We start from the raw sequence: 20,273 nt of genomic DNA, 5'->3' as shown, positions 1-20,273 counted from the left end.
GACCAAAAACACCCTGTTGAGTTCTCAAACAACACACCCACACCAAAGCCCGAGACCTAAGTCCTGAACCCGACTGGCAGGTTTTCTCTTGTTTTATCTTGCCGTCTTGCAAGTCTTTGTCTTACTTGGTCTTGCCTGTCTTTCCGGTCTTGCGTTTCTTACTCTACCAGATCCGTTTTCCGGCCCGTTCTCGGGGCCTTTCTTCGTTTCCGGCCTTTCTGTTTCTCGCCTCTCAAGCTTAGCAGATCCGTTTTCCGGCCTTTCTTGCTGGCCTTCTTCGTTTCCGCCGCTTTCTTGGCGACTCCCTAAACCTAGCACATCCGATTTTCGTGTTTCCCGGCCTCGGTAACCGCACGGAGGCGCCGACGATTCATCGAATCGAAGACTGATCCATTTGGTTCCCGTGATCGAGGGCCCTGCTCCGCAGGGCGCGCACGAAAGCTCGTGTCTGTTTAGATCTTGGGAGGTTGACCATAGCAGACCTACGATGTAGCTCTGTTCTTGGTCGGGCGGCCAGCGAGCCGGTCACCGTCCCGATCGGTCTGTCGACCCTCGGTCCGTTCCTGCCCGGTTCCCCGCTGACTCGGTAAACATTAGCGCGCCCCTTGGGGAGCGTCAAATCGGGGGGCGGGAGTTCTGGGTCACGGCAAGCGATTTAGCCGCCGGCGCCGTGCTCCACCCAGTCGACCACCGTCCCCCGGGACGGTGTCTTTCCTGCTCAGCGTACCTCAACACCGGCGATGTTGCGCTTGCCTCGACGCAGAACCGCGTACTTCCCGTGCAGCAGTTCGTCCCCCGACAGGGTGGCCTCGGGGTCGGTGACGCGCACGTTGTTGACGTAGGCCCCGCCCTCGGCGACCGCCCGCCGCGCGTCGGAGAGGCTCTTGGCCAGCCCGCTCTCCTTGAACAGAGCGGCGATCGACGGCGCCCCGCCTTCCACAGTGGTCAGTCCCGCCTCACCGAGCGCGGCGCCGAGCGTGGCCGGCTTCAGGTCGGCGAGCTCGGCACGGCCGAAGAGGGCCTGGCTGGCCGCGACGGCCTGGTCGCGTTCGTCGGCGCCGTGGACGAGAGTGGTGAGCTCTTCGGCGAGGTGGCGTTGGGCCGCGCGGGCGGCGGGTCGCTCGGCGGTCTGCTTCTCGAGTTCCTCGATCTCCTCGTGGGAGGAGAAGCTGAAGCGGCGCAGGTAGAGGCCGATCATGCTGTCGTCGGTGTTGAACCAGTGCTGGTAGAAGGCGTAGGGGCTGGTGAGTTCGCGGTCGAGCCAGGTGCCGTTGCCTTCGGACTTGCCGATCTTCGCGCCGGTGGCGGTCGTGACCAGGGGTGTGCTGAAGGCGTGGACGGGTCCCGCGCCCCTGCGGCGGATGTAGTCGACGCCGGCGGTGATGTTGCCCCACTGGTCGGAGCCGCCGAACTGGAGCGTGCAGCCGTGGCGGCGGTTGAGTTCGTAGAAGTCGTTGGCCTGGAGCAGCTGGTAGGAGAACTCGGTGAAGCTGATGCCGGACTCCAGGCGGGCCTTGACGACCTCGCGCGCGAGCATCCGGTTGACCGGGAAGTGCTTGCCGACGTCGCGGAGGAAGTCGATGGCGCTGATCTGGCCGGTCCAGTCGAGGTTGTTGACGACGACGGCGCCGTTGTCCCCGTCGTAGGTGACGAAGGGTGAGACCTGGGCGCGGATGTTCTCGACCCAGCCGGCGACGACCTCGGTGGGGTTGAGGACGCGCTCGCTGGTCTCGCGGGGATCGCCGATCTGCCCGGTGGCGCCGCCGACGAGCAGGACGGGGCGGTGTCCGGCGAGCTGGAGCCGCCGGGCGGTGATCACCTGGGTGAGGTGGCCCACGTGGAGGCTGGCGGCTGTCGGGTCGAAGCCGACGTAGAAGGTGATGCGCCCGCCGAGGTGTTCGCCGAGGGCGTCGAGGTCGGTCGAGTCGTGGATGAGTCCGCGCCAGCGCAGGTCGTCAAGGATGTTCACGCCCTTGATTCTGGCTTATGCCCCTGGGTGGTGCGCGAACGGTTTCTCGGTGCGTGCGGCCGGTAGGGGCTGACACTGGGTTCGCCGGGGAGCCAGAAGCGCCAGGGGGTGGCCGCCGCTTCGCCTCCGACGCCGGTGCGCGGGCCGTTGTCGAAGGTGGCGGGAGGGTCGGCCGGCGGGCGCAGGTGGACCGGGCCGGAGCCGTCGAGGGCGGGTGTGCCGGTGTCGGCGCCGGTCACGCCGAGGGCTTTGGCCAGGCGAGCGGGCCCGCGGGCGAGGTCGCGGCCGGTCACCTTCTCTCCCCTGCGCGTCCGGGCGAGGTCGTGGCCGGCGATGACCTCTCCGGCGCGCAGTAGGGTTCCGGCCGCCCAGCCGTCGGGTCCGCAGGTGATGTTGAGGCACCAGTGCATGCCGTAGGTGAAGTAGACATAGGTGTGCCCGGGCGGTCCGAACATGGGGGCGTTGCGCGGGGTGCGGCCGCGGTGGGAGTGGGAGCCGGGGTCTTCGCCCTGTCCGGCGTAGGCCTCGACCTCGGTGATGCGGATGGTGACGCCGTTGGCGGTGACCTCGCAGCCGAGGAGCTGTGGTGCGGCGACGGTGACGTGGTCTTCGAGGACGTCGGCGAGTTCGGGCCGGCGCCAGCCGACCGAGCGTGCCCAGACGTACATGTGGGCGCGTCGCAGTCGAGGGTCGGCGGGTGGGGTCTCTCCCTCGGGTGAAGGGTTGGGGTCGAGGGGCGGTAGTCCGACGGCGGCGCGGCGTTCGTCGACGGTGGCGGGGTCGTCGATCGTCCAGGGGCGCAGCCGTCCGTCGTCGGCCCAGTCGAACTGGGTGCCGTAGGTCTGGGGGCGGCCCTCGAAGAAGGCGATGCGGTCGGCGAGCGCGGCGGTCTGGGCGGGCGGGCCGCCGGTGCTCATGGCGTGGACGCGGTGCTGGAGGCCGGGGTCGGCGATGGCGTGCTGGACGATGAGCCAGGCGGCGGCGTTTCCGTCCGTGCCGGCCTCGGCGGCGGTGGGCCAGCCGTGCTCGTCGATGAGGGCGTCGAGGCGCCGGGCGTTGGTGTGGTGGATCGCGGCCATGCGGGGGTGGTAGCCGTCGTAGAGGCTGCCGTCGGCGGCCAGTTCGGCGCGGACGCGGCTGTCTTCGGCGGCCATGGCGAGCAGTTCCGCGCGGACGGTTTCGTTCACGGTTGCCAGTGTGCACCGGCGGTGGCCGGGAGTCGTGCGGTGGCATGATCCGTTGATGACTTCGGTGGAGGGGCTGGCCGACGACGGGCTCGCCAGGCTGGTGGCGGCGATGCGCGCCGATGAGGGACCGACGTTCCGGGAGCGGGGTGCGGCGGCGGTGCGTGCGGGCGCCGCGGCTCGTCCGAGGGTCGCCGAGCCCGCGATGGCCGAGGTGCGTGATCTCGTTGTCGAGGGTGTCGGGGCGCGGTTGTACCGGCCGGTGGCGGGGGTGACGCGGTTGCTGGTGTTCCTGCACGGCGGTATGTGGTCGATCGGTTCGCTGGACACGCATGAGCGGGCTTGCCGCGAGCTGGCTTCGACCGCGGGGGTGTCGGTGCTGGCGGTGGACTACCGGCTGGCGCCGGAGCATCCGTTCCCGGCGGCGGTCGAGGACGCGGTGGCGGTGACGCGGTGGGCGCTGGCGCGTGTGGGCGAGCTGGGTTGCGCGGGTGTGCCGGGTGTCGGTGGTGACAGCGCGGGCGGGCATTTGGCGGCGATGGTGTGTCTGCGCTTGCGGGACGGCGGTGAGGCGATGCCGTCGGTGCAGGTCCTGGTGACGCCGAACACGGACCTGACGTTGTCGCGGCCGAGCACGCGGGAGAAGGCGGTCGGCTGGGGCCTGACGACCGACGCGGTGGCGTGGGGTGCCGAGCAGTGGGTGCCCGATCCGGCGCGGCGGGGTGATCCGGACGTGTCGCCACTGGCGGTGCGCGACCTGTCGGGGTTGCCGCCGGCGGTGGTGGTGTCGGCCGAGCACGATCCGCTGCGTGATGAGGGCGAGGAGTACGCCGAGCGCTTGCGGGCGGCGGGCGTCGAGGTGGAGTCGCGTCGCGAGGTGGGGATGATCCACGGTTTCCTGACCTTGCACGGGGTCTCCGCGGCCGTCGACGCGGCTTCGCGGCGGGTCGCGCGGGACGTGGCCAGGGCCTTGCCTGCCCGGTGAGCGGATGCGCCCGGCGGTGACCGGGCGCATAATTGGCCGACGTGCGGCGGTGACGGGAGGCTCGATGGAACTGGAGCTGCGCCACCTGCGCGTCTTGTGCGCGATCGCGGACACCGGCGGTCTCGGCCGGGCGGCGGCCGCGATGGGTCTGAGCCAGCCGGCGATGAGCACGCAGCTGCGTCGGATCGAGCGGGTCTTCGGTGAGGCGCTGTTCGTGCGCGACAGCGGCGGGGTGCGCCTGACGCCCTACGGTCTCGACGTGGTCGAGCGCGCCCGCGACGTCCTCGACCGCGCCGACGCGCTCATCCGCCGTCCGACCGGTCCCCCGGAGGGGGTCACAACGCTGCGGCTGGGGTCGACGACGACGCCGATCCTGCCCGGACTGGTCGCGAGGTTAAGGAATGCCCTTCCCGCCGTCTCGGTGACGGTCAGCAGTGTGTACGGCACCGACACCCTGGTGGAGGCGCTGGAGGGCGGCGAGCTCGACGTGGCCCTGGCGATGGACTATCCGGGCCTGGACCTGCGGCATTCGGCGGCGGTCGCGCACCGGGTGGTGGCGACCGAGCCGGCCTTCGTGGCGATGCCGGCCGACCATCCGCTGGCGCACCGGGTGGAGGTGTCGCTGGCGGAGCTGGCCGGGGACACCTGGTTCGTGACGCCCGACGACGGCGCGGGCTGGCCGGGGGTGTTCTACGCGGCGTGCCGGGAGGCGGGGTTCACTCCCCCGGCAACGCACGAGTTCCTCGGCACGGATCAGACGCTGGCGATGATCGCCGCGCGGCTGGGGGTGACGGCGTGCCAGCCGACGGTGCGCGCGGTCGCCGGCCTCAATGTGAAACCGCTGACCGGGTCGCCGCTGTGGTGCCGGCACATCCTCGCCTGGCGCGTGGACGGGCCGGGGGCGGCGCTGGCCGCGGCCTTGCATCACCACGCGGTCTCGGTCTACCGGGAGCTCATTCCGCGGGCTCCGCACTTTCGGGCCTGGCTGCATCGCAACCGTGTGGCCCCGACGGGCTGACCTGGTGCTATGACCGGGCATAGCATCCGGTGCGGCGATCTTGCCCGGGTGAACGGCGCGTGTCCACAATGGCGCATGTCAGCCAACATCCTGCTCGCCGCGGCCCCGGCCACGGCGTCGGCGGCCATCGAGCGCGCCCTGACCGGCGCGGGCCACCGGTTGCACGTGCGGCGCGACGCGCGGGCGGCGCTGGCCGTGGCCGACGCCGTCGCGCTCGATCTCGTCCTGGTCGACGTGCGTCTGCCGCCCGACCCGGCGCCGCTGGCGGTCTTCGGGTCGCGCTCGGGTTGCGCGGTGGTCGCGTTGGCCGGCGCCGACGGCGAGGAGTTGGCGGTGCGCTTCGTCGAGGACGGTGCCGACGACTTCCTCATCGCGCCGTTCACGCGGGCGCATCTGGCCGCTCGCGTGCGGGTGGCGTTGCGGCGGGCGCGGCCGGTGCCTCGCGTGCTCACCGTCGGCGGGATCACGGTGGACCTCGCGGCCCGGCGTGCGGTCTGCGACGGCCGGGCGCTGTCGCTGTCGCGGCTGGAGTTCGACTTCCTGGCCTATCTCGCGGCGCGGGCGGGCGAGGTGGTCTCGCGCGAGGATCTGGTGGCGGCGGTGTGGTGCGAGCCCTACGCGGGCCACGACCGGGTGATCGACGTGCATCTGAGCTGTCTGCGCCGCAAGCTCGGCGAGTCGGCGGCGAGGCCCCGCCACCTGCACACCGTCCGCAATGTCGGGGTGCGTCTCCAGGCGGGTTGAGGGCCGGTGGGCCCCACCTCAAGCGTTCCTCAAGATCGGTTGCCGGGCCCCGAACGCGTCGTTACGCTCCTGCGACACGGCCCATCCGCGGCCGTCCCGCCCAGGTGGCAATGTAAGCAACAATGATATGTCACATGCCATATTGGACGGTCCTTTCGCCGATCGGCAGGTCGGCGGCCATCCCCGGAGAACCCTGTGAAAGCGAAACTGATCCGCGTCGCCTACGGGCTGCTGCCGATGGTGCTGGCGGCCTCGCTGGCCACCGTCCCGGCCGCCCCGGCGGCGGCCGACCCCGCCGGTCCCGCTGGAGACAGCCGGCCGCCGCTGGCCTCCACCGCGGACGCACCCCCGTCGGACACCGGCGTGCGCACGCCCCTCGACGAGCGGGCGCCGATCCCCGCCACCGACGACCACCTGCGCAGCGAACCCGAGAGTGAGGCCGCGCCCTTAGCGGTCGCCGACTGCTCCGTCTCCGACTTCACCAGCCGCACCGGGACCGCCCTGGTGCAGTTCATCGAGTCGACGACGACCGCGTGCGTCAACACGCTCTTCTCGCTGACCGGCGACAGCGCCCGCCTCGCCTTCCGCGAGGCGCAGATGACCAGCGTCGCCTACGGATACCGCGACAACGCCCTCTACTACGACGGCACGAACAACGCCGGCACCGCGCAACTGGTCCTCTACCTGCGCGCCGGGTACTACGTGCAGTTCTACCAGCCGGGCACGGTCGGCCAGTACGGTCCGACGCTGCAGACGGCGATCCGCGCGGCGCTCGACGCCTTCTTCGCCAACTCCCACTCCGGTGACGTCAACGACGTCAACGGGGAGACCCTCGCCGAGTCGGTCACGCTCATCGACAGCAGCGACGAGAACATCCGCTACCTCTACGTCGTCCGGCGCCTGCTCAGCGCCTACAACAGCGGCTACGACGGCTACTGGTGGATGGTCAACGCCGTCAACAACGTCTACTACATCCTGTTCGCCGGGCACAGTGTCAGCGGCTTCGCGGCCGCGGTGCAGGCCGACCCGAGCGTCCTGGACACCCTCTACGACTTCGCCGTGCGCTGGACCTCCCTGCTCGGCGGGGACAACTCCTACCTCGACAGCAACGCCGGGCTCGAACTCGGCCGCTTCCTCCAGTACGCCGGGCTCCAGGCCAAGGTCCGGCCGCAGATCCGCGGACTGCTCGGCCAGTCGTCGATCAGCGGCCGCACCGCTCCACTGTGGATCGCGGCGGCCTCGGCCACCTACTACTACGACAACGCCAACTGCTCCTACTACGGCACCTGCGACCTGAAGACCCGCGTCGCCGCCGCCGCGCTGCCGGTCAACCACACCTGCAGCGCCACGCTGAAGATCCGCGCCCAGCAGATCTCGGCGGCCGAACTGTCGGCGACCTGCTCCAGTCTGGCCAACCAGGACGCCTACTTCCACAACATCGCCCAGGACCCCGGCCCCGTCGCCGGCGACAAGAACAGCAGCCTGGAGGTCGTCGTCTTCGACTCCAGCACCGACTACCAGACCTACGCCGGAATCCTGTTCGACATCGACACCAACAACGGCGGCATGTACCTCGAAGGCGACCCCTCGGCGACCGGCAACGTGCCGCGCTTCATCGCCTACGAGGCCGAGTGGGTGCGGCCGGTCTTCCAGATCTGGAACCTCAACCACGAGTACACCCACTACCTCGACGGCCGCTTCAACATGTACGGCGACTTCACCGCGGGCGTGTCCACCCCGACCATCTGGTGGATCGAGGGCTTCGCCGAGTACGTCTCCTACGGCTACCGCAACGTCCCCTACACCGCGGCCATCACCGAGGCGGGCAAGGGCACCTACGCGCTGAGCACCCTGTTCGACACCACCTACGACAACGCCGACTCCACCCGCATCTACTCGTGGGGCTACCTCGCCGCGCGGTACATGATGCAGTCCCACCGGGCCGACATGACCACCGTCCTCGGGCACTACCGGTCGGGCAACTGGCAGGCGGCGCGCACCCACCTCAAGACCACCATCGGCACGCGCTACGACGCCGACTGGCGCACCTGGCTGGCCGCCTGCGCGGCCGGAAGCTGCGGCGGGACCTCCCCGGGCACCGCGCCCACCGCCGACTTCACCCACACCGCCAACGGCCTCACCGTCGCCTTCACCGACCGCTCCACCGACGCCGACGGCACGATCACCGCCCGCGCCTGGAGCTTCGGTGACGGCACCACGTCCACGGCCGCCAACCCGTCGAAGACCTACACCGCCGGCACCTACAGCGTCCGGCTGACCGTCACCGACAACGCCGGACTCTCCGCGAGCGTCACCAAGTCCGTCACCGTCACGGGAGGCGGCGGCGACCTGCCGACCTGCCCCGGCTCCGACACCCGCGTCCTGGGCAAGAACTGCCAGCGCACCGGACTGTCGGCGACCACCGGCAACTACTCCTACCTCTACCTGACCGTTCCCGCCGGGACCACCCGCCTGACGATCACCTCGACCGGCGGCAGCGGCAACTGCGACCTCTACTACAGCGCGTCGAGCTGGGCGACCACCGGCTCCTACCACCAGCGCTCCACCGCCTCGGGCAACTCCGAGTCGATCACCGTCAACAACCCCGCCGCCGGCTACCACTACGTCAGCCTCTACGCGACGAGCGCCTGCTCCGGCGTCACCGTCCGCACCCAGTACTGACAGCCTCCCACGGCGCGGGCCGCCCACCGGTTCTCCGGAGTCGGTGGGCGGCCCGCGCCGTGATCACTACCGTGGTGACCACGCCCCGCTTCCGGGAGGAACACCTTGGACACCGCACCCCGCACCCGCGTCTCCGTCTACGCCGTGGTCACCGACGACCGCGACCGGATCCTGCTCTCCCGACTCTCGGCCACCTCGGCGATCTTCGAACCCGGCCTGTGGCACCTTCCCGGCGGCGGCGTCGACCCCGGTGAGCAGCCCGACGAGGCCCTCGCCCGCGAACTGCGCGAGGAGACCGGACTCGCCCTGCTCGACGCCCGCCTCCTCGACACGCGCACCTACACCGCCACCCGGCTCGGCGTCACCTGGCACCTGGTCGCCCTGTTCTACGGCGCCGAACTCGCCGCCGGCGAACCGCGCGTGACCGAAGTCGACGGCTCGGCCGCCGAGGTGGCGTGGCTGCCCTTCGCCGACCTCGACGCGACGACGCTGTCACCCGCGGCGGTCGACGGGCTGGCGCTCACCGGTCGGTGACGCGAGGGTCAGGCCTTGCGCGCTCCCGCACGGGTCTCGACGCCGATCGGCGGAAGCGGCCGGTAGGGCGCCTCCAGCGCGTCGAGCTCGTCGGCGCCGAGCTCCACGTCGACGGCGGCGAGCGCATCGGTGATGTGCCCCAGGCGGGTGGCCCCGACGATCGGGGCGTCCACGCCGGGCTGGTGGAGCAGCCACGCGAGGGCGATCTGCGCCTGCGGCAGTCCCCGCTTGCCGGCGACCTCGGTCACGGCGTCGACGACCGGCTTCATGTCGACGTCGCCGTAGCGAAGCGCCAGCCCCGCGTCGTGCTGGGTGCGCGTGGTGGCCGCCGAGTCGAAGGGCCGCGCCAGCAACCCGCGTGCCAGCGGGCTCCACGGGATGACCCCGACGCTCTGGTCGGCGCACAGGGGAAGCATCTCGCGCTCCTCCTCGCGGTAGGCGAGGTTGTAGTGGTTCTGCATGGAGACGAACCTGGTGAGCCCTCGCGACTCGGCGATGTGCTGGAGCTTCGCGAACTCCCAGGCCGCCATGGACGAGGCGCCGACGTAGCGGGCCCTGCCCGAGCGCACCACGTCGTTGAGCGTCTCCATCACCTGCTCGGCGGGCGTGTGCGGGTCCAGGCGGTGGATCTGGAAGAGGTCGACGTAGTCGGTGCCCAGCCGGCGCAGCGAGTCGTCGATGGAGTCGAAGACGTGCTTGCGGGACAGCCCGCGGTCGTTGGGCCGGTCCGACATGGCCAGGCCCACCTTGGTGGCCAGGACGTAGTCGGAACGCCGTGCGAAGAGCTTTCGCAGCAGGCGACCGGTGACGACCTCGCTGGCGCCGGTCGAGTAGACGTTGGCGGTGTCGAAGAAGGTCACGCCACCGTCGACGGCCGCCCGCACCAATGGCTCGGCCTCGGGTTCGCGCAGCGCCCAGGCGCTGCGGGCGGGGTCGCCGAAGGACATCATGCCGAGGCAGACGCGGGAGACGGTCATGCCGGTGCCGCCGAGACGTGTGTAATCCATCCGGCAGTTGTACTCCGGGGCGGCGGGGTTCGCGGGGGAAGTGGTGAGGGACACGGCGGCGCCCGAACGACGGGTCGGGTGAACCGCGTGCGGTCGAGCGCGGCCCGCCGCCTGGTCTGGACGTGGAACGACCTGTGCCCCTCCCGAACGCAGCGGGAGGGGCACAGGTGGTCGTTGCGCCGTTATCGGCGGCCGCGCCGGTTCCAGGGCCGCCCGCCCGACAGCGGGGCGCCCAGGTGCAGGGCGACGAACAGGAGCCCGGCGGTGACCAGGGTCCCTGCCGTGATGACGTCGCCGAGTCCGGCGTTGGCGATGTCGAGGATGAGCGCGAGTCCGAACAGGACGGCGGCGATGATGGCGAACATGGGCTGCTCCGGGGGGCTGAGGGGGCGAGGGGATTTACGGGGAGGGGATCACCGGTAGTCGGGGCGATCCCGCTCATCGAGCGGCCGGGGCGCGGCCGCACGGTTGGGGTCGTCGCGGACAACGCGCTCCTCGACGACGGTGCGGGGGTATCGGTGCTCTTCGACGACGTCGGCGGGACGCGCCGCGCGGCGGCGGTTCCAGCCGTAGACGATGAACGCGGCCCACACGACGCCGGCCAGCATGAAGATCCAGCCGACGACGTCGAGATCGATGCCGGCCAACTGCCAGTCGAGTGCGAATGTGAGGATCGCGCCGAGCACGATCAGGAAGACTGCTGCTCCAAGACCCATGCACCGTGGGTACCCGTACGCGGCGGTTTTGAACCCGCCTGGACCCGCAATCCCTTACCCGGGTGGTATTTCAGCCCTTCGGAGTCGTTTTGCGACCGCTCAGCCGGCCGGTTCGGCGGCCTGCCGGCCGACGCTGTCGAGGTGCCCGAGCGCCAGCCGGTAGCAGCCCACGAGACTCGTCTCGTGGTACGGCAGGCCCTGTTCGGCCAGATGCCGCCGCACGATCGGCTGCGCGTGCCGCAAGGCCACGCGGGGCATGTTCGGGAACAGGTGGTGCTCGATCTGGAAGTTGAGGCCGCCGAGGAGGACCTCGTTGAACCTCGTCCCGGTCACGTTGCGGGTGGTCAGCACCTGCCGCGCCAGGAAACTGAGCCGGTCCTGGCGCGCGACCATCGGCATGCCCTTGTGGTTGGGCGCGAAGGCGCACCCCAGGTACACGCCGAACAGGCCCTGCTGGAGCGCGATGAAGGCGAGGGCCTTCAGCGGCGACATGACCATGAGGACCACGGCCACCGAGATGAGCACGTGAGCACTGAGCAGGGCGATCTCGAGACCGCGCCGGCGGTACCCCGGCCGGGCGACGGCCCGCACGCTCGCCACGTGCAGTGCGAGCCCTTCGAGCAGGAGCATCGGGAAGAACAACCAGGCCTGGTAGCGGGCGAGGAGACGGCCGGCACGGCCGCGGGCGCGGGCCTGCACGACGGTGAAGGCGATCGCCTCGCCGCCGACGTCGGGGTCGTGCTCGACGTCGTTGGGGTCGGTGTGGTGCCTGCGGTGCTTGTCGATCCACCACCCGAAGGCAAGGCCGATGCCGAGGTTGCCGAAGAGCAGGCCGGCGGTGTCGTTGGCGCGCTTGCCGCGAAAGATCTGGCGGTGCCCGGCCTCGTGCCCGAGGAACCCGAGCTGGGCGAACACCACGGCGAAGTACGGCGCCATGGCCAGCTGCCACCAGGAGTCGCCGATGACGGCCGACAACACGATGCCGCCGGCGAGCATGCCGACGACGACGGCGATCAGCGCGGAGTAGAAGATCGGGCGCCTGCGCAGGAGTCCTTCACCGCGCACTCGCTTGAGAAGTTCGGAGTATCCATGGTCGAGGCGCGCCACGACTGGAGGTGGAACGGTTTCGGCGGTCACGAACCCGGCCCTTCATAGAGGTCTCATCACCGGGGACCGGGGCGACCTTGAGGTCTCCAGGATACGCGAGACGCCGGGACTCTCGGGTCACGACACCGGCGGGTTCCGGCATCTCGGGACGTAACACCCGCCTCATCCGCGACGCGGACGGACGCGGGGAGCGACCCGGCGGGTAGAGTTCGGCGCGCGTGTCGAGCGGGCGGGTGATCGCCGCCGGCGAGGTCGAACCCGGCGACGGCCGGGTGCCGGCCGGCGCATCCCAGGCGCAGCGTCGGCGCCGATCGCGGCTCGGAGCGCTCCGCCGAGACGACCGCGTCCCCCTTTTCGAAAGGTCCGCATGTTCAACCGTGCCCCGTTCGCCGGCCTCACCTGGCGCGGCGTCCGCGCAGCCTGGTGGTCCGATCCGCGCACCGACCTGACCGCCGGGCTCCTTGTCGCGCTCGCCTTGATCCCGGAGGCGATCTCCTTCTCGATCATCGCGGGTGTGGATCCGCGGGTCGGGTTGTTCGCGTCGTTCACGATGGCGGTGTCGATCGCCTTCACCGGCGGGCGTCCCGCGATGATCTCGGCGGCGACGGGCGCGATGGCCCTGGTCGCGGCGCCGCTGGTCCAGTCGCACGGTGTGGAGTACCTGCTGGCGGCGACGGTCTTGGCCGGTGTGGTCCAGATCGCGCTGGGCGCGCTGGGTGTGGCGAAGCTGATGCGCTTCATTCCGCGCTCGGTGATGACCGGCTTCGTCAACTCGCTGGCCATCCTGATCTTCATGGCGCAGCTGCCGCACCTGACCGGCAAGGGCTGGCAGGTCTACGTGCTCGTCGGGGTCGGTCTTCTCATCATCTTCGGCCTGCCGCGGATCCCCCACGTCACGAGATTCGTCCCGGCGCCGCTGGTCGCGATCATCGCGCTGACGATCTTCACGGTGGTGACCGCGACGGTGGTGCCCACGGTCGGCGACATGGGCGAGCTTCCCGACAGCCTGCCGTTCCCGGTCCTGCCGGACGTGCCGTTCAGCCTCGGCACGCTCGCGGTGATCGCGCCGTTCTCGTTGACGCTGGCCGCCGTCGGTCTGCTGGAGTCGCTGCTGACCGCTCAGCTCGTTGACGACGCCACCGACACCCCTTCCCGCAAGGGCCGTGAGGCACGGGGACAGGGCATCGCCAATGTGGTCACCGGCTTCTTCGGCGGCATGGCCGGCTGCGCGATGATCGGCCAGACGATGATCAACGTGAAGTCCGGCGCCCGTACCCGGCTGTCCACGCTGTCGGCGGGCGTGTTCCTGCTGATCCTGGTGGTCGCGCTCGGCGACGTGGTGGCCCTGATCCCGATGGCCGCGCTCGTCGCGGTCATGGTGTTCGTATCGATCGTGACCTTCGACTGGTCGTCGGTGAAGCCCCGGACGCTGCGCCGGATGCCCGTCGGCGAGACCATCGTCATGCTGCTGACCGTCGGCGTTGTCGTGGCCACGCACAACCTCGCCATCGGGGTTCTGGCCGGTGTCCTGGTCGCCGCGATCGTGTTCGCGCGCCGGGTCGCCCACCTCGCCGAGGTGACGAGCGTGCTCGACCCCGACGGCGGCGTGCGCGTCTACGCGGTGACCGGCGAGCTCTTCTTCGCCTCGACCAACGAGCTGCTCGGCGCCTTCGACTACACCGGCGATCCACCCAAGGTCGTCATCGACCTCTCCGACGCCCACGTGTGGGACGCCTCGGCGGTGGCGGTGCTCGACCAGGTCGTGGCCAAGTACGCGCGCAATGGCGTCGAAGCGGAGATCACCGGACTGAACAAGCCGAGTCACGCCATCCACGAGAAACTCTCCGGCCACCTCGGTGCCGGGCACTGAGGGCTCCCATGAGGGTCAGGCGACCCGCTCGGGCTCCTGGCGGGACGCGTCCTTCAACGCGGCTCGCCCCCGCAGGCGCCGGGAGAGGGCCCTGCCGGCGACGATGAGCACGACGGCCCCGACGATCACCGCGCCGCCGATCAGCAGGTTCGCGCTGAGCACCTCCTGGGCGAACAGCGCACCGAGGGCGACGGCCACGACCGGGTTGACGTAGGCGTAGGTCGCCACGGTGTCGTTGGGGAGGGTGGCGTTGGCGTAGCCGTACGCGGTGAAGGCGATCATCGACCCGGCGACGACGAGCCACAGGAAGCCGGCGAGCGAGGCCGAGGAGATCGCCGTGACGTCGAGTCGTCCGAACTCGCCGGCGACGGCTCCGGCGGCGACGAGCACGAGCCCGCCGGCGAGCATTTCGAGCGAGGCGGTCACGAGCGGGTGGGCGGGCAGCGGCGCTCGCCGGGCGTAGACCGAGCCGGTCGCCCAGCAGATCGAGGCGACCAGCACGATGACCGCGCCGGTGGTGTCGACGGTCGAGCCGGGCCCGCCGACGAGGATGCCGACGCCGATCGTGCCGAGCGCCAGGGCGAGGATCATGCTCGCGGTGACGCGGGTCTTGGTGGCGAAGGCGTTGATCAGGACCATCCACACCGGGACGGTCGCGACGATGAGGGCGGCGAGCCCGGAGTCGACGGTGGTCTCGCCGAAGCTGACGCCGCCGTTGCCGCCGGCGAGCATGAGCGTGCCGATGATCGCCGTCGACCGCAGTTGCGGCACGGTGAGACGGTGGACGCCGGTGGCGTGCCGCCGGCCGACGATCGCGAACATCACCGCTCCGGCGATGATGAAGCGGAACCCGGCCATGAGAAGCGGCGGCATCGTCTCGATGGCGACCTGGATGCCGAGGTAGGTCGAGCCCCACACGATCCACACGGTGACCAGCGCCAGCCATGGCAACCAGGAGCGAAATCCCTGCTTCAACTTAGGTTCCATAGGGATCCACCCTCCTTTAGTAAGGCCATAGCGGCGCTGAACCTCTGATACAGTAGGTCCTCTCGGGTGGAAGGGCAAGTGCTCACATGGCGCGAAATCTCGACGACGTCGACCGCGTGATCCTGCGCGAACTCACCGCCGACGGCAGGAGCACGGTGCGGGCACTGGCGCGGACCGTCGGACTGTCCGAACCGTCGGTCCGCGACCGCCTGCAGCGACTCGAACGCGACGGCGTGATCAGCGGCTACCGCGCGATCGTCGACCCGGACGCCGTCGGCGCGGGCACGGCGGCGTTCATCGCCCTGCGCTTCGAACCCGGCCAGAAGGCCAAGGACGTCGTCAACCGGGAGCTGGCCGCCGAAGCGAGGGTCCTCGAAGTGCACGAGGTCGCCGGCGAGGACTGCTACTGGGTCAAACTCCGCGTCTCGGGGACCGCCGAGCTGTCCGAGGTCCTCGACCGCGTCCGCGCCATTCCCCCGGTGCGGTCCACCAGCACGACCATCGTCCTGCGCACCGTCATCGAACGGGCCCTCGACCCCGGCGAACTACCCGGCTGACCGTCACACCTTCGGCGCCGCCCGGATGCCGTCCCGTCACCGCTCCAAGCTCCGAAGGGCTGTGCCCGGAACCTATGCGCCGGCGACCGGGAGCCGTCCCGGCGATTCAGAGCCGGGCGAGCACCTCGCGCACGCCCGGCTCGAAACGCGCCGCATCGTCGGCGAAACCGGTGTGCCCGCCCGCGAACCGGGTCGGCTCGACCCCCAGCAGCGCCGCCAGCGCCTCCGAGGTCCGCTCGCACAACTGGCCGCCCGACTCGTCGCCGATCCCGACCACGACCGGCACACCGATCGACTTCAGCCGCTCCACATCGGGCCGGAAACGGATCGAGGGACCGAACATCGCCCGGTACTGGTAGTCCTCGTCGGCCTTAGCCTGGGCGTCACGCTCCCCGCCGAAGTACATCTGGAAGACCTCCTCGGGCATCTCGATGTTCGCCAGCGCCAGGAACCTCCGCCATCCGCCGACCACGTCGCCCGACAGATGCGTCCTGGCGACGTCGTCGGCCGCGGCGAAGATCTCCTCGCGGTCGGCCAGCAGGCCGTTCAGCGGCGGCTCGTGCGCGATCACCATCGACAACTGCTCGGGGTGGGCCTGGGCCAGCGCCAGCACGCTCACCGCGCCGCCGCTCGACCCGAACAGCACCGCCGGGCCCGCGTCGACGTGCGCGATCAGCCGCGACAGGTCATCGGCCCGCAGGTCCGGAGGGCATTCCAGCGAACGATCCTCGACGACACTGCGGAAGATCCCGCGCGGATCGGTGGTCAGCACGGTGTGGTCCACGGCGAGCAGATCCGCCAGACCTTCGAACCCACGCGCGTCCATAGGCGCGCCGACCAGGACCACGAGCGGACCCGCGCCACGCACCTCGTAATGCAGGCGAGCGCCGGGGACGTCGAGGAATCCGGTCTTCGGGACGGTGTTCATCTGGTGCCTCCTGGAGGAGCGTTCTCGACTCGGTCGAAAGGTAGACCGGACTCGTCGGGCAGAATCGTCGCTGTGAGCGAGGTTTTCTCCACAGATCAACCGGACACCGACCTGGCACGCGCGCGCCTCGGCGACAACAGCGCCTTCACCCGCCTCGTCGAACCGCTCCGGCCCGAACTCCACGCCCACTGCTACCGCATGCTCGGCTCCGTCCACGACGCCGACGACTCCCTCCAGGACGCCCTCCTGCGCGCCTGGCGCGCCCTACCCCGCTTCGAGGGCCGCAGCAGCCTGCGCACCTGGCTATACACCGTCACCACACGCACCTGCCTCGACGCCCTCCAGGGCCGCACCCGCCGCGCCATGCCCGTCGACCTCGGCCCCTCCAGCGACCGGGCCGTCAGCCCGGACGCCTTCGACTACGACATCCCCTGGCTCGGTCCGTACCCCGACACCGCCCTCGGCGACTCCCCCACCGGACCCGCCGCCCGCTACGAGCAGCGCGAGGCCGTCGAACTCGCCTACGTCGCCGCCCTCCAGCATCTCCCGGGCAACCAGCGCGCGGCGCTCCTCCTCTTCGAGGTCCTCGGCTTCAGCGCCGCCGAGATCGCCGGCACGATGAAGACCACCGTCGCCTCGGTCAACTCCGCGCTCGCCCGCGCCCGCCGCGTCGTCGCCGACAAGATCCCCGCCCGCACACAACAGCAGACCTTGCGCACCGTCGAGGACGCCCGGATCCGCGAGATCGTCGCCGACTTCTCCGCAGCCCTCGAACGCGGTGACGCCGACACGCTCGTCAGTCTGCTCACCGCCGACGTCACGTGGTCGATGCCGCCCATGCCGCACTGGTACCAGGGCATCGACGCCGTCCTCGACTTCGCCGTGCAGGTACCGCTCACCAGCTGCGGAGGCTGGCGGCACATACCCGTCAGCGCCAACGGCCAGCCCGCCGTCGCCGGCTACCGCCTCGACCCGGCCGTCGGACGCCACTTCCCCTGGTCGATCACCGTCTTCACGATCCGCGACGGCCGCGTCGCCGAGCTGACGTCCTTCCTCGGCGCGGAGAACTTCACCGCCTTCGGCCTGCCGGACGACCTCGCCTGACCGCGCCTCAGACGGTGGCCAGGAACTGCGTCGCGGCCAGCTCGGCGTACAGCGGATCACCGGCGACCAACTCGGCGTGCGTGCCCACCGCGCGGACCTCGCCGGCATCCATCACGACGATGCGGTCGGCCATCGTCACCGTCGAGAGCCGGTGGGCGACCACCAGCACAGTCGTCGTGCGGGCGGCGTCGGCGACGGTGTCACGCAACGCGGCCTCGTTGACGGCGTCGAGCTGGGACGTCGCCTCGTCGAGCAGCAGCAGCCTCGGCCTGCGCAGCAGCGCGCGGGCCACGGCCACACGCTGGCGCTCGCCGCCGGAGAGCTTGCTGCCCCGGTGGCCGACGACCGTCTCCACGCCCTCGGGGAGGCGCTCGATGAGGCCGTCGAGGCGGGTGCGGCGCAGGACCTCGTCGATGGCCTCGTCGCTCACGTCGGGGGCGCCGAAGGTGAGGTTGTCGCGCAGGGTCCCCGACAGGACCGGGGCGTCCTGCTCGACGTAGCCGATGGCCGCCCGCAGGTCCCGCACCGGCCAGTCGCGCACGTCGACGCCGTCGAGGAGCACGCGGCCGTCACTGGGCTCGTAGAAGCGCTCGATCAGTGAGAACACCGTGGTCTTGCCCGCGCCCGAGGGGCCGACGAAGGCGGTCATACCGCCGGCCGGGACGTCGAAGGTGACCGAGTGGTGCACGTCGGGCAGGTCGGGACGGTAGCGGAAGCGCACGGCCTCGAAGGTGACCCGGCCCGGCGCCGTCGAGGCGGGAACGGTCCGGTCGACCGGCGCGAACTCCTCCACCTCCATCGAGTCGACCTCGTTGATCCGCGAGATCGCCGCCGCGCCGACCTGGAGCTGACTCACCGCGCGCACGATGCCCGCGATCGAGGGGATCAGGTAGAACAGGTAGAGCAGGAAGGCGATCAGCGAGGCGATCGACATGCCGCCGGAGGCCACCCGCGCGCCGCCGACGCCGAGCACGGCCAGGAACGAGATCTGCACGGCGAGGCCGGCCGTCGCGCCGATGAGGGACTGCCAGCGCGCGGCCTTGATCCCCGCCGTCCACGCGACCTCGGCGGCGACCTGGATGCGCGCCTCCTCGCGGTCCTCGGCGCCCGATGCCTTCACCGTGCGAAACGCGCCGAGCATCCGCTCCAGCGCGGCGCCGATCTTGCCGACCGCGACCTGCGACTCCTTCGTCGCCCGCGCGATCTGCGGCATCACCAGGCTCACCACGACGCCGACGAGCCCGAGGACCCCGACGGTCACACCGAGCAGGACCACGTCCATGAAGGACATCATGATCACCGTGGCGACCAGCGTGATCGCGGAGGTGACGCCCGAGACCACCGCCTGCGTGCTCACCTGCCGCAGCAGCGTCGTGTCGGAGGTGACCCGCGACATCAGGTCGCCGGGCTCGGCCGCCTCGACCGCGGGGACCCGCAGTCGCAGCAGGCGGCCCACGAGCCTGCGTCGCGCCGACAGGATGACCGACTCGGCCGTGCGCTCCAGCACGTAGTTGCTGACCGCGCTGATGAGCGCGCCGGCGACCACCATTCCCGACAGCAGCAGGAGCGAACCGGTCAGGTTCGCACCGGTTCCGAGGTCGTCCACCAGCCACTTCGCGGCCAGCGGCTGCACGAGGCCCGCCATGCTCCCGATCAGGCCCAGCACGCCGCTGACCAGGATCACGGTCCGGTGCGGCCGGATGTAGACCCACAGCGCCCGCCAGGTCGCGCCGGTCAGCTCGCCTCTGGGAAGACCCAGCCGGGCACGGCCTCTGGGCTGCGGAATGTCCTGTTCAACAGCGGCCATGGTGTCCATCCACTCGTGGGCGTCGGGATGCGGTGCGAGCGGAAGGCTACGTCCGCGACGCTGAGAGCGTCCTGTGTTCACCCGTCACAGTCTCCGGAATCACCACGGCGGGGGCGATCGGCCGGGGCGGTCGCTGACCGAGGACCATCGCGCCGAAGGCCACGAGCATGCCCAGCGTCTGGAGCGGGGTGAGCGCCTGTCCGAGGACGACCCAGCCGACGACCGTCGCCGTGAGCGGGCTGAGCAGGCCGAGGAAGGTCAGCGGGATCGGGGAGAGCAGCGAGACACCGCGGAACCAGAGCCAGTAGGCCAGGCCGGTGTTGATCAGGGCGAGGTAGCCGTAGCCGGCGAGGTTGATGGTCGTGAAGGCCGGCGGGGCTCCTTCGACGAGGAAGGCCAGCGGCAGGAGGAACAGGCCGCCGGAGACCAGCTGCCAGCCGGCGAAGGCGCTGACCTTGACTCCGGGAGGCGGGCCCCAGCGCTTGGCCAGGACCGTGCCGGTCGACATGGCGACCGTTCCGGCGAGGCCGGCCGCGACGCCGAGGAGGTCGAGTTTCGCGCTGGCGGTGAGCACGACCATGGCGACGCCCGAGACGCCGGCGATGCCGAGCAGGACCGGCCGCAGCCGGACGCGCTGGTCGAGCAGGAGGGCCGACATGCCGACCACGACGAGCGGGCCGGCCGCGCCGACGACGGCGCCGACGCCGCCGGGGAGCCGGTAGGCGGCGACGAAGAGCAGGGCGAAGAAGACGCCGATGTTGAGCATGCCCAGCGTCACCGACCGCCACCACCACTTGCCGCTCGGGAGGGTCCGGCCGACCAGGAGCAGGATCAGTCCGGCGGGCAGCGCGCGGAGCAGGGCGGTGAGGAGGGGCCGGTCGGGTGGGAGGAGCTCGGTGGTGACGACGTAGGTGGTGCCCCAGGTGATCGGGGCGATGGCGGTGAGCGCGATCGCGCGGGCTTGACCGTTCACGGTGTGTCCTCGGGGTGGTTTAGCTTGAGGATGTTTTACTTGATATCAAGTAGCTTAGCTTCAAGATACTTGATGTCAAGCTAGTATGGGAGTGTCCCAGC

17 protein-coding genes and 2 pseudogenes are annotated in these 20,273 nt (G+C 70.6%); 8 read left to right on the top strand and 11 right to left on the bottom strand.

The genetic code is table 11. The annotated features are described in order from the left end of the window. Window positions 1–718: 718 nt before the first annotated feature. From tyrS to AB0I28_RS26745, 3 genes and pseudogenes are all read right to left on the bottom strand, one after another. Window positions 719–1,969 carry a tyrosine--tRNA ligase gene (tyrS, locus tag AB0I28_RS26755; protein ID WP_357497764.1) on the bottom strand — a complete coding sequence of 417 codons (1,251 nt, stop codon included), beginning with the start codon at window positions 1,967–1,969 and terminating at the stop codon, window positions 719–721. Beyond that, on the bottom strand, window positions 1,966–2,637 hold the full coding sequence (locus AB0I28_RS26750; RefSeq protein ID WP_357497792.1) for a DNA-3-methyladenine glycosylase: 672 nt from the start codon (window positions 2,635–2,637) through the stop codon (window positions 1,966–1,968). Before AB0I28_RS26750 ends, tyrS begins: the two co-directional genes overlap by 4 nt. 72 nt (window positions 2,638–2,709) lie before the next feature. Continuing rightward, window positions 2,710–3,156 (bottom strand): annotated as a pseudogene (locus AB0I28_RS26745) (DUF6624 domain-containing protein); the annotation flags it as partial. Window positions 3,157–3,190: 34 nt separating this feature from the next. On the opposite strand from AB0I28_RS26745, the gene AB0I28_RS26740 reads away from it, so the two are divergent. The 5 genes and pseudogenes from AB0I28_RS26740 to AB0I28_RS26720 all read left to right on the top strand — a co-directional run. Next, the gene (locus AB0I28_RS26740) at window positions 3,191–4,138 is read left to right on the top strand and encodes an alpha/beta hydrolase (RefSeq protein WP_357497762.1); all 948 of its coding nucleotides are present in this window, start codon (window positions 3,191–3,193) and stop codon (window positions 4,136–4,138) included. 64 nt (window positions 4,139–4,202) lie between these two features. Further along, on the top strand, window positions 4,203–5,156 hold the full coding sequence (locus AB0I28_RS26735) for a LysR family transcriptional regulator (protein WP_357497760.1): 954 nt from the start codon (window positions 4,203–4,205) through the stop codon (window positions 5,154–5,156). 75 nt (window positions 5,157–5,231) lie between these two features. Further along, a complete protein-coding gene (locus AB0I28_RS26730) occupies window positions 5,232–5,900 on the top strand; it encodes a response regulator transcription factor (RefSeq protein ID WP_357497758.1) in 669 nt (222 codons plus the stop codon). Between the two features lie 195 nt (window positions 5,901–6,095). Beyond that, entirely contained in the window at window positions 6,096–8,582 is a 2,487-nt protein-coding gene (locus tag AB0I28_RS26725; protein WP_357497756.1) for a collagenase, read from the top strand. Between the two features lie 126 nt (window positions 8,583–8,708). Beyond that, a pseudogene (locus AB0I28_RS26720) lies at window positions 8,709–9,116 on the top strand (NUDIX domain-containing protein); the annotation flags it as partial. An 8-nt stretch (window positions 9,117–9,124) separates the two neighbouring features. On the opposite strand, the gene AB0I28_RS26715 reads toward AB0I28_RS26720, so the two are convergent. The 4 genes from AB0I28_RS26715 to AB0I28_RS26700 all read right to left on the bottom strand — a co-directional run bounded on the left by AB0I28_RS26715 (window position 9,125) and on the right by AB0I28_RS26700 (window position 11,976). Beyond that, the gene (locus AB0I28_RS26715) at window positions 9,125–10,123 is read right to left on the bottom strand and encodes an aldo/keto reductase (protein WP_357497754.1); all 999 of its coding nucleotides are present in this window, start codon (window positions 10,121–10,123) and stop codon (window positions 9,125–9,127) included. A 182-nt stretch (window positions 10,124–10,305) separates the two neighbouring features. Then, window positions 10,306–10,488, bottom strand: a complete 183-nt coding sequence (locus AB0I28_RS26710; RefSeq protein ID WP_357497752.1) for a hypothetical protein — start codon at window positions 10,486–10,488, stop codon at window positions 10,306–10,308. A 48-nt stretch (window positions 10,489–10,536) separates the two neighbouring features. Next, window positions 10,537–10,839 (bottom strand): DUF6458 family protein, encoded by a 303-nt coding sequence (locus tag AB0I28_RS26705; protein ID WP_357497750.1) that lies wholly within the window; start codon window positions 10,837–10,839, stop codon window positions 10,537–10,539. A 99-nt stretch (window positions 10,840–10,938) separates the two neighbouring features. After that, window positions 10,939–11,976, bottom strand: coding sequence for an acyl-CoA desaturase (locus tag AB0I28_RS26700; protein WP_357497748.1), 1,038 nt, complete (start codon window positions 11,974–11,976; stop codon window positions 10,939–10,941). Window positions 11,977–12,313: 337 nt separating this feature from the next. Here AB0I28_RS26700 and AB0I28_RS26695 point away from each other — a divergent pair, with 337 nt between their 5' ends. After that, on the top strand, window positions 12,314–13,816 hold the full coding sequence (locus AB0I28_RS26695; protein ID WP_357497746.1) for a SulP family inorganic anion transporter: 1,503 nt from the start codon (window positions 12,314–12,316) through the stop codon (window positions 13,814–13,816). 15 nt (window positions 13,817–13,831) lie between these two features. Here AB0I28_RS26695 and AB0I28_RS26690 read toward each other — a convergent pair whose 3' ends face one another. Continuing rightward, window positions 13,832–14,803, bottom strand: a complete 972-nt coding sequence (locus AB0I28_RS26690) for an EamA family transporter (protein ID WP_357497745.1) — start codon at window positions 14,801–14,803, stop codon at window positions 13,832–13,834. 86 nt (window positions 14,804–14,889) lie between these two features. On the opposite strand from AB0I28_RS26690, the gene AB0I28_RS26685 reads away from it, so the two are divergent. Beyond that, window positions 14,890–15,360: an Lrp/AsnC family transcriptional regulator gene (locus AB0I28_RS26685; RefSeq protein ID WP_357497743.1), complete on the top strand. Its 471-nt coding sequence runs from the start codon at window positions 14,890–14,892 to the stop codon at window positions 15,358–15,360. Between the two features lie 106 nt (window positions 15,361–15,466). On the opposite strand, the gene AB0I28_RS26680 is transcribed toward AB0I28_RS26685, so the two are convergent. Continuing rightward, window positions 15,467–16,288 (bottom strand): alpha/beta hydrolase, encoded by an 822-nt coding sequence (locus tag AB0I28_RS26680; protein WP_357497741.1) that lies wholly within the window; start codon window positions 16,286–16,288, stop codon window positions 15,467–15,469. Between the two features lie 72 nt (window positions 16,289–16,360). Between AB0I28_RS26680 and AB0I28_RS26675 the strand changes: the two genes are divergently transcribed. Continuing rightward, window positions 16,361–17,392: a sigma-70 family RNA polymerase sigma factor gene (locus AB0I28_RS26675; RefSeq protein WP_357497739.1), complete on the top strand. Its 1,032-nt coding sequence runs from the start codon at window positions 16,361–16,363 to the stop codon at window positions 17,390–17,392. A 7-nt stretch (window positions 17,393–17,399) separates the two neighbouring features. On the opposite strand, the gene AB0I28_RS26670 is transcribed toward AB0I28_RS26675, so the two are convergent. Both AB0I28_RS26670 and AB0I28_RS26665 read right to left on the bottom strand, forming a co-directional pair. Further along, window positions 17,400–19,199 carry an ABC transporter ATP-binding protein gene (locus tag AB0I28_RS26670; protein WP_357497738.1) on the bottom strand — a complete coding sequence of 600 codons (1,800 nt, stop codon included), beginning with the start codon at window positions 19,197–19,199 and terminating at the stop codon, window positions 17,400–17,402. 46 nt (window positions 19,200–19,245) lie between these two features. After that, window positions 19,246–20,172, bottom strand: a complete 927-nt coding sequence (locus tag AB0I28_RS26665; protein ID WP_357497736.1) for an EamA family transporter — start codon at window positions 20,170–20,172, stop codon at window positions 19,246–19,248. Between the last annotated feature and the right edge of the window lie 101 nt (window positions 20,173–20,273).

Origin of the sequence: Phytomonospora sp. NPDC050363 (assembly GCF_040655735.1) — a bacterium.
In the GTDB taxonomy this organism is placed as follows: Bacteria; Actinomycetota; Actinomycetes; order Mycobacteriales; family Micromonosporaceae; genus Phytomonospora.
Note: the sequence above shows the minus strand (reverse complement) of the source record. Positions and strands in the feature narration are given on the sequence as shown.

What these genes read in the sequence shown, in the direction of transcription:
- AB0I28_RS26735 (WP_357497760.1), top strand. Translation starts at nt 4,203, where the DNA reads ATGGAACTGGAGCTGCGCCACCTGCGCGTCTTGTGCGCGATCGCGGAC.
- AB0I28_RS26685 (WP_357497743.1), top strand. Translation starts at nt 14,890, where the DNA reads ATGGCGCGAAATCTCGACGACGTCGACCGCGTGATCCTGCGCGAACTC.
- AB0I28_RS26680 (WP_357497741.1), bottom strand. Translation starts at nt 16,288, where the DNA reads ATGAACACCGTCCCGAAGACCGGATTCCTCGACGTCCCCGGCGCTCGC.
- AB0I28_RS26710 (WP_357497752.1), bottom strand. Translation starts at nt 10,488, where the DNA reads ATGTTCGCCATCATCGCCGCCGTCCTGTTCGGACTCGCGCTCATCCTC.
- AB0I28_RS26670 (WP_357497738.1), bottom strand. Translation starts at nt 19,199, where the DNA reads ATGGCCGCTGTTGAACAGGACATTCCGCAGCCCAGAGGCCGTGCCCGG.
- AB0I28_RS26690 (WP_357497745.1), bottom strand. Translation starts at nt 14,803, where the DNA reads ATGGAACCTAAGTTGAAGCAGGGATTTCGCTCCTGGTTGCCATGGCTG.
- AB0I28_RS26705 (WP_357497750.1), bottom strand. Translation starts at nt 10,839, where the DNA reads ATGGGTCTTGGAGCAGCAGTCTTCCTGATCGTGCTCGGCGCGATCCTC.
- AB0I28_RS26715 (WP_357497754.1), bottom strand. Translation starts at nt 10,123, where the DNA reads ATGGATTACACACGTCTCGGCGGCACCGGCATGACCGTCTCCCGCGTC.
- AB0I28_RS26695 (WP_357497746.1), top strand. Translation starts at nt 12,314, where the DNA reads ATGTTCAACCGTGCCCCGTTCGCCGGCCTCACCTGGCGCGGCGTCCGC.
- AB0I28_RS26730 (WP_357497758.1), top strand. Translation starts at nt 5,232, where the DNA reads ATGTCAGCCAACATCCTGCTCGCCGCGGCCCCGGCCACGGCGTCGGCG.
- AB0I28_RS26750 (WP_357497792.1), bottom strand. Translation starts at nt 2,637, where the DNA reads ATGTACGTCTGGGCACGCTCGGTCGGCTGGCGCCGGCCCGAACTCGCC.